Genomic DNA, 5,784 nt, shown 5'->3' with positions numbered 1-5,784 from the left:
CCTCGGCCGCCGAACCGACTTCGCCGGCCAGGACCAGCGCCGCGCGGTAGCAATCGGCGGCGGCGTCGTGGCTGCCGGCCGACCAATGCGTGTCAGCCAGGTCGTTGAGCACGATGGTGCGCAGGTCGTGGGCACCGTTCGCGGTGGCCAGGGCCAGCGCTGCCGTGTGCAGCCGCACGGCCTCGTGCGGCTTGCCCAGAGCCGCGTGAACCGTGCCCCAGCTCGTGTGCGCCATCGTTTCGACGAACCCGGCGGAGCCTGCGCAGTCCGTGACGAGCTCGCAGAACAGGCGCTCGGCCTCCGGCAGCCGGCCTCGGCCGAGGTGGACCTGACCGAGGGCCAAGAGCGCACGCAGTTCACCGTCGCGGTCGCGCAGCGTTCTGGCCCGCTCCAGGGCCAGCCGGAGTTGTTGCTCACCGTCCCGGTAGCGCCCGAGGCGCAGGTGCAGCGTGCCCTGGATGTAGTTGGCGTTGCCCACGCGCAGGAGCGGCCCGGTGCGTTCCACCTCCGGCAGTGCCTCGTCGAGAGTGCGCTGCGCCTCGGCGTACCTGCCCGCCTGCGCGTACAGATTGGCGAGCCCGAGGAGCGTGGTCGCCGTGCGCTGGCCGTCTTCCAGAGCGCGGAAAGTGGCCAGCGCGGCCTGCATGTCCCGCTCGGCCTGCCGATACCCACCCATCGACTGGTGCAGCGCGCCCATCCTGGCGAGCGCCCGGCCCTCGGCGAGGGTGACCGCGGCAGCGCCGGCGACCGCGATGGCTTCCGTGTAGCGCTCACGCGCTTCGGCCACCCTGCCCAGGCGGTGCTCCGCGGCGCCGAGCTCGACCAGGATGTGCGCTTGGGCGGCCTGGTCGTCGGCGCGGCGCGCGGCCTGCAGCGCCGCGTGCTGGGCTGTTCGCCGCTCCGCGGCGTGGTGCGCCTGGGAGTGAAAGGGCGCCAGTGCCCGCGCCAACTGCATCGCCTCGCCGTCCAGCCCGGCCTTGGCGGCCGCCTCGACGGCGGCCACGAGGCTCGGCCGCTCCGCTTCCCACCACGCCAGCGCCTGCGTGCGGTCGGCGAGTGGCGGCAAGCCGTCCGCACCGCAGCGCGGGCCGGGGAACCGCGGCGGGTCGACGACCTTGCCCGCCGCGTCCAGTGCCCGGACGTAGTGCGACACCAACCTGCGCAGGGCTGCCATTCGCTCCGGCTCCGGCTCGTCGCGGGCCAGAATCGTGTTCGCGTGCCCGCGCAGCAGGTCGTGACACGTGTACCGGCCAGGAGTGTGCTCGCGCCGCAGATGTGCCTCCGCCAGCTCTTCCAGCACCCGCCACGCCTCCGGCACGGCGCACCCGAACAGCGCCGCCGCCGCGTGCACGCCCACGTCGGGACCGTGGTGCAGGCCGAGCAACCGGAAAGCCCGCCGCTGACCGGCGGTGAGCCTGCGGTAGGAAACCTCGAACGCGTCCGCGACGCTGCGGCTGCCCGCCGAAAGCTCGGCCGGCCGCCTTTGATGGTCGCGGAGCAGGTCGGCGAGATCGGTGGCCGACCAGGAGTCGTGGTGTCGCAACCGGGTTCCCGCGAGCCTGATCGCCAAGGGCAGCCGGCCGCACAGCTCCACCACCTCGGCCGCGGCGCGGTCGTGCGTCACCGGACGACGAGACACCCGAACCAGCAGCTCCCGTGCTTCGGCCTCGGACAGTGGCTCCAGCGACAGGTGGTCGGCCCCATCGAGCTCGGGCAACCGCCACCGGCTGGTGACCAGGACCAGATGGCCCGGAGAGCCGGGCAGCAGCGGCCCGAGCTGACGGGCGTTCAGCACGTTGTCGAGGACGATCAGTACCCGTCGGCCGGCCAGCCACGACCGCCACAGCGCCGACGACTGACCGGTGTCGCGGGGAAGAGCCTCGTCGGGCACTCCGGTCCGGCGAAGCAGGTCGTGCAGGGCGACGTGCGACGTCGTCGGTTCCCGGTCCGGGGTGTGGCCGTGCAGGTCCAGGAACACCTGGCCGTCGGGGAACCACTCGGTGCACCGGTGCGCCAGGTGGACGGCGAGCGCGGACTTCCCGACCCCGGCCATCCCGGTCACCGCCACGATCGCGGTCGCGTTCCGGCGCCGGGCGACGAACTCCAGGCATCCGGCCACTTCGTCGGCCCGTCCGGTGAAATCCGGCAGGTCGTACGGCAGGGACCGGAGAGCGGGACCGGGGGCAGCCGCTGCCGGATCATCCGGTGACGGCTGCGCCGGCGAGGAGGGCCGGCGCGGGGGAACCACCACGCGGCGCTCGGCCGGCTCGAGCAGCTCGCCCGGCGGCGCGGCGCGGCCGGGGACATCGGCGGGCAGGGGAGCGGTCGGCCGCTGCTTCCCGGCCGCGGTGGCCAGGTCGAGCGCCGGGTCCGCGCGCAGGATCTGCGCGTGCACGCGCTGCAGGCCGGGCCCGGGATCAACGCCGAGTTCCTCGGCCAGCAGGCCCTGGACGTCGCGGAAGACGGCGAGTGCTTCGCCTTGGCGGCCGCTGCGGTAGAGGGCGGTCATCAGCAGCTCCCGTGCGCGTTCGCGGTACGGGTGCTCGTCGGTGAGCCGGGTCAGCTCGGGGATGGCCGGCGCGTGTTCCCCGCGCAGCAGGTCGAGCTCGGCGAGGTCTTCCAGGGCGCCGAGGCGGTATTCCTCCAGCCGGGCGCGTTCGGTGGCGGCCGCCGGGGTGTCGATGCCGTCGAAGGCGGGCCCGCGCCAGAGCGTCATCGCCTCGGCGAGGTGCCGCCGGGCGACGGCCGGATCTCCGCTGCGCTTCGTCTCCCTCGCCCGAACGAGGCCGTCGGCGAACTGGGCGCTGTCGAGCCGGTCAGGGGCAACGCGGAGCAGGTACCCGGTGCCCACCGTCTGCAGCGTCGCGCCATCGAGTTCGAGCGACCGGCGCACTTCGCCGACGTACTTCTGGACGAGGTTGACCGCGCTCTTCGGCGGCTTCCCGCCCCAGGCGCCCTCGATGATCTGCTCGCGGTCCACCGGCTGGTTCGCGTGAAGCAGCAGCACTCCGAGCACCCGCAGGCACTTGCCGGGGCCCACTTCGACCGGAGCCGTGCCGCGCCAGGCCGTGACCGGTCCGAGCACGCCGAATCGCACACCAGGCATGCCAACGCCCCCTCCCGCGGCCGAGCGTACCTCCGCCGGCCCCGTTCGCGGCCCGCCACCGCCTACCGGTGCGGTCGCCCTCCCCGCCGTGATCACCCGGTCCAAGGCGTGGTCGACACACCCCGGCCGGTTCCCGTGACTCGCGTGATTGAAGCCGTGACTCGCGTGATTGGAGCCGTGCCGCCTCGAATCACGCGAGTTACGGGCTTGATCACGCGAGTTCCGGCTCCGATCACGCGGGATCCGGTTAGTGGACCGCCATTCCCTCCGGCATCGGCTCGAACCTCGCGTGGCGGCGGGTGAACGTGGCCGTGCCCGAGGTCATCGAACGGAGGTCGATCAGGTAGCGGACCAGTTCCGTGGCCGGGACTTCGGCGCGGATCACCGTCCGGCCGCCTTCGCCCGCCTCGGTGCCCAGCACGCGGCCGCGGCGGGAGGACAGGTCGCCGAGGACCGTGCCCAGGTGCTCGTCCGGGAGCCGGATCGCCACCTCCTCCAGGGGTTCCAGCATCGTGATGTGGCCGTTCGCCGCGGCCTCGCGCAAGGCCAGGGCACCCGCCGTCTGGAACGCCGCGTCCGAGGAGTCCACGCTGTGGGCCTTGCCGTCGACCAGGGTGACCTTGACGTCGACCACCGGGTGGCCGTCGGCGAGACCGCGCGCCAGCTGGGCCCGCACGCCCTTCTCCACGCTCGGGATGAACTGGTGCGGCACCGCGCCGCCGACCACCTTGTCCACGAACTGGAACCCGCCGCCGCGCGGGAGCGGCTCGACCTCGATGTCGCAGACGGCGAACTGGCCGTGCCCGCCCGACTGCTTCACGTGCCGCCCGTGGCCCTTGGCCGGCTTGGCGAACGTCGAGCGCAGGCTGATCTTCACCGGTTCGGTGTCGACGTCCGCGCCGCCCGCGCGCAGCCGCGAGAGCACGACGTCGGCGTGGGCCTCGCCCATGCACCACAGCACCAGCTGGCCGGTCTCGGCGTTGCGGTCCAGCCGCAGCGTCGGGTCGCCGGCGACCAGGCGGGACAGGTTGCGGGCCAAGGTGTCCTCGTCGCTGCGGGTCTTCGCGACGACGGCCACCGGCAGCAGCGGTTCCGGCATCGCCCACGGCTCCATCAGCAGCGGGTCGTCGGGGGAGGAGACGGTGTCGCCGGTCTCCGCCGAGCCGACCTTCGTCAGCGCGCAGAGGTCGCCCGCGACGCAGTAGGGCACTTCCCGCAGCGAGGAACCGAGCGGCGAATACAGGTGGGCGACGCGCTCGTCGGCGTCGTGGTCCTCGTGGCCGCGCTCGGCGAGGCCGTGCCCGGACACGTGCACCGGCCGTTCGGGCCGCAGCGTCCCGGAGAACACCCGGACGAGGGACACCCGGCCGACGTAGGAGTCCACTGCCGTCCGCACGACCTCCGCGGCGAGGGGTCCCGCGGGGTCGGCGGTGATCGCGGCGTGCTCGCCGCCGTCCGGCGTGGTGACCTCGGGTGGCCGGTGCTCCAGCGGGGAGGGGAACGCGCGGACGATGCCGTCGAGCACCTCGGCCAGGCCGATCCCGCTGGTCGAGCACACCGGGATGACCGGGTGGAAGGACCCGCGCGCGACGGCGGTCTCCAGGTCGGCGATGAGGGTGGCCTCCGCGATCTCCTCGCCGGCGAGGTAGCGGTCCATCAGGGACTCGTCCTCGCTCTCGGCGATGATCCCTTCGATCAGCTCGTTGCGCGCCTCGGCCATCCGTTCCAGATCGGCCGCGGCGGGCTCGCCGACCGTCGGCGGGTGCCCGCCGGAGTAGTCGAAGTACCGCTGGGTGATCAGCCCGACCAGGCCGTCGCCCGCGGGCAGGTACAGCGGCAGCACCCCGGCGCCGAACGCGGCCTGGCAGGCGGCGATCTCGGCCATCGCGTCGGCCCGGTGGTGGTCGAGCCGGGAGACGACGACCGCGCGCGGCATCCCCACCGCGGCGCACTCCTCCCACACCGCGACCGTCGCCGCGTCGACGCCCTCGGCGGCGGAGACGACGAACAGCGCCGCGTCGGCCGCCCGCAACCCGGCCCGCAGCTCCCCGACGAAGTCCGCGTACCCGGGCGTGTCGATCAGGTTGATCTTGTGGCCCTGGTGCAGCACCGGCGCGACCGAGAGGCCGACCGAACGCTGCTGGCGGACCGCCGCCGGGTCGTGGTCGCACACCGTCGTGCCGTCGACCACCGAGCCCGCCCGCGGCACCGTGCCGGAGGCGGCGAGCAGGGCTTCGGCGAGGGTGGTCTTCCCGGAACCGGCCGGGCCGACGAGCACGACGTTGCGGACCTTGGCGGGGTCGTCCACAGCGACGGCGGCCCCGGTGTCGGCGTTCTTGGCTTGTTTGTCTGCCATGACGACTCCTCGGCGAACGGCTGGTGTACGGGATGTGTCCTCGATCACACACCCGCTACCCTGGTCACGGCAAGGCAAGGCCCCCGGGACCAGCCGAATGCCCCCGGGGGAGGCGCGGCGCGAGGGGGGAGTGGCGTGGACAGGCGGGCTTTTTTGCGCATTTCCGGGGCGGTGCCGGTGGCGGGCCTGGCGGGGCGGCCCCCGCCGGACGACTGGGCGCGGCTCCGGAAGCGGCTTTCGGGGCCGCTGTTCCGGCCGGGCGACCCGGGCTACCCGGAGGCCAAGCAGGGCTTCTTCACGATGTACGACGACCGGGTGCCGG

2 protein-coding genes and 1 pseudogene are annotated in these 5,784 nt (G+C 73.7%); 1 reads left to right on the top strand and 2 read right to left on the bottom strand.

The annotated features are described in order from the left end of the window. Together CCN39_RS13060 and CCN39_RS13055 are read right to left on the bottom strand one after the other, a co-directional pair. Positions 1–3,106 (bottom strand): AfsR/SARP family transcriptional regulator (locus CCN39_RS13060; protein ID WP_143264030.1); only part of this gene is annotated, 3,106 nt, incomplete at its 3' end. Positions 3,107–3,353: 247 nt separating this feature from the next. Further along, complete coding sequence (locus tag CCN39_RS13055) at positions 3,354–5,462, bottom strand: elongation factor G-like protein EF-G2 (protein WP_086841732.1); 2,109 nt, start codon at positions 5,460–5,462, stop codon at positions 3,354–3,356. Between the two features lie 135 nt (positions 5,463–5,597). Here CCN39_RS13055 and CCN39_RS13050 point away from each other — a divergent pair. Continuing rightward, a pseudogene (locus tag CCN39_RS13050) lies at positions 5,598–5,784 on the top strand (FAD-binding oxidoreductase); the annotation flags it as partial.

This window comes from Amycolatopsis kentuckyensis (assembly GCF_002155975.1).
GTDB classification, from domain to species: domain Bacteria; phylum Actinomycetota; class Actinomycetes; order Mycobacteriales; family Pseudonocardiaceae; genus Amycolatopsis; species Amycolatopsis kentuckyensis.
The sequence above is the reverse complement of the archived record's forward strand: the minus strand, read 5'-3'. Positions and strand labels throughout refer to the sequence as shown.

Excerpts from the sequence above, each read along its gene's own strand:
- CCN39_RS13055 (WP_086841732.1), bottom strand. The coding sequence starts at position 5,462 with ATGGCAGACAAACAAGCCAAGAACGCCGACACCGGGGCCGCCGTCGCT.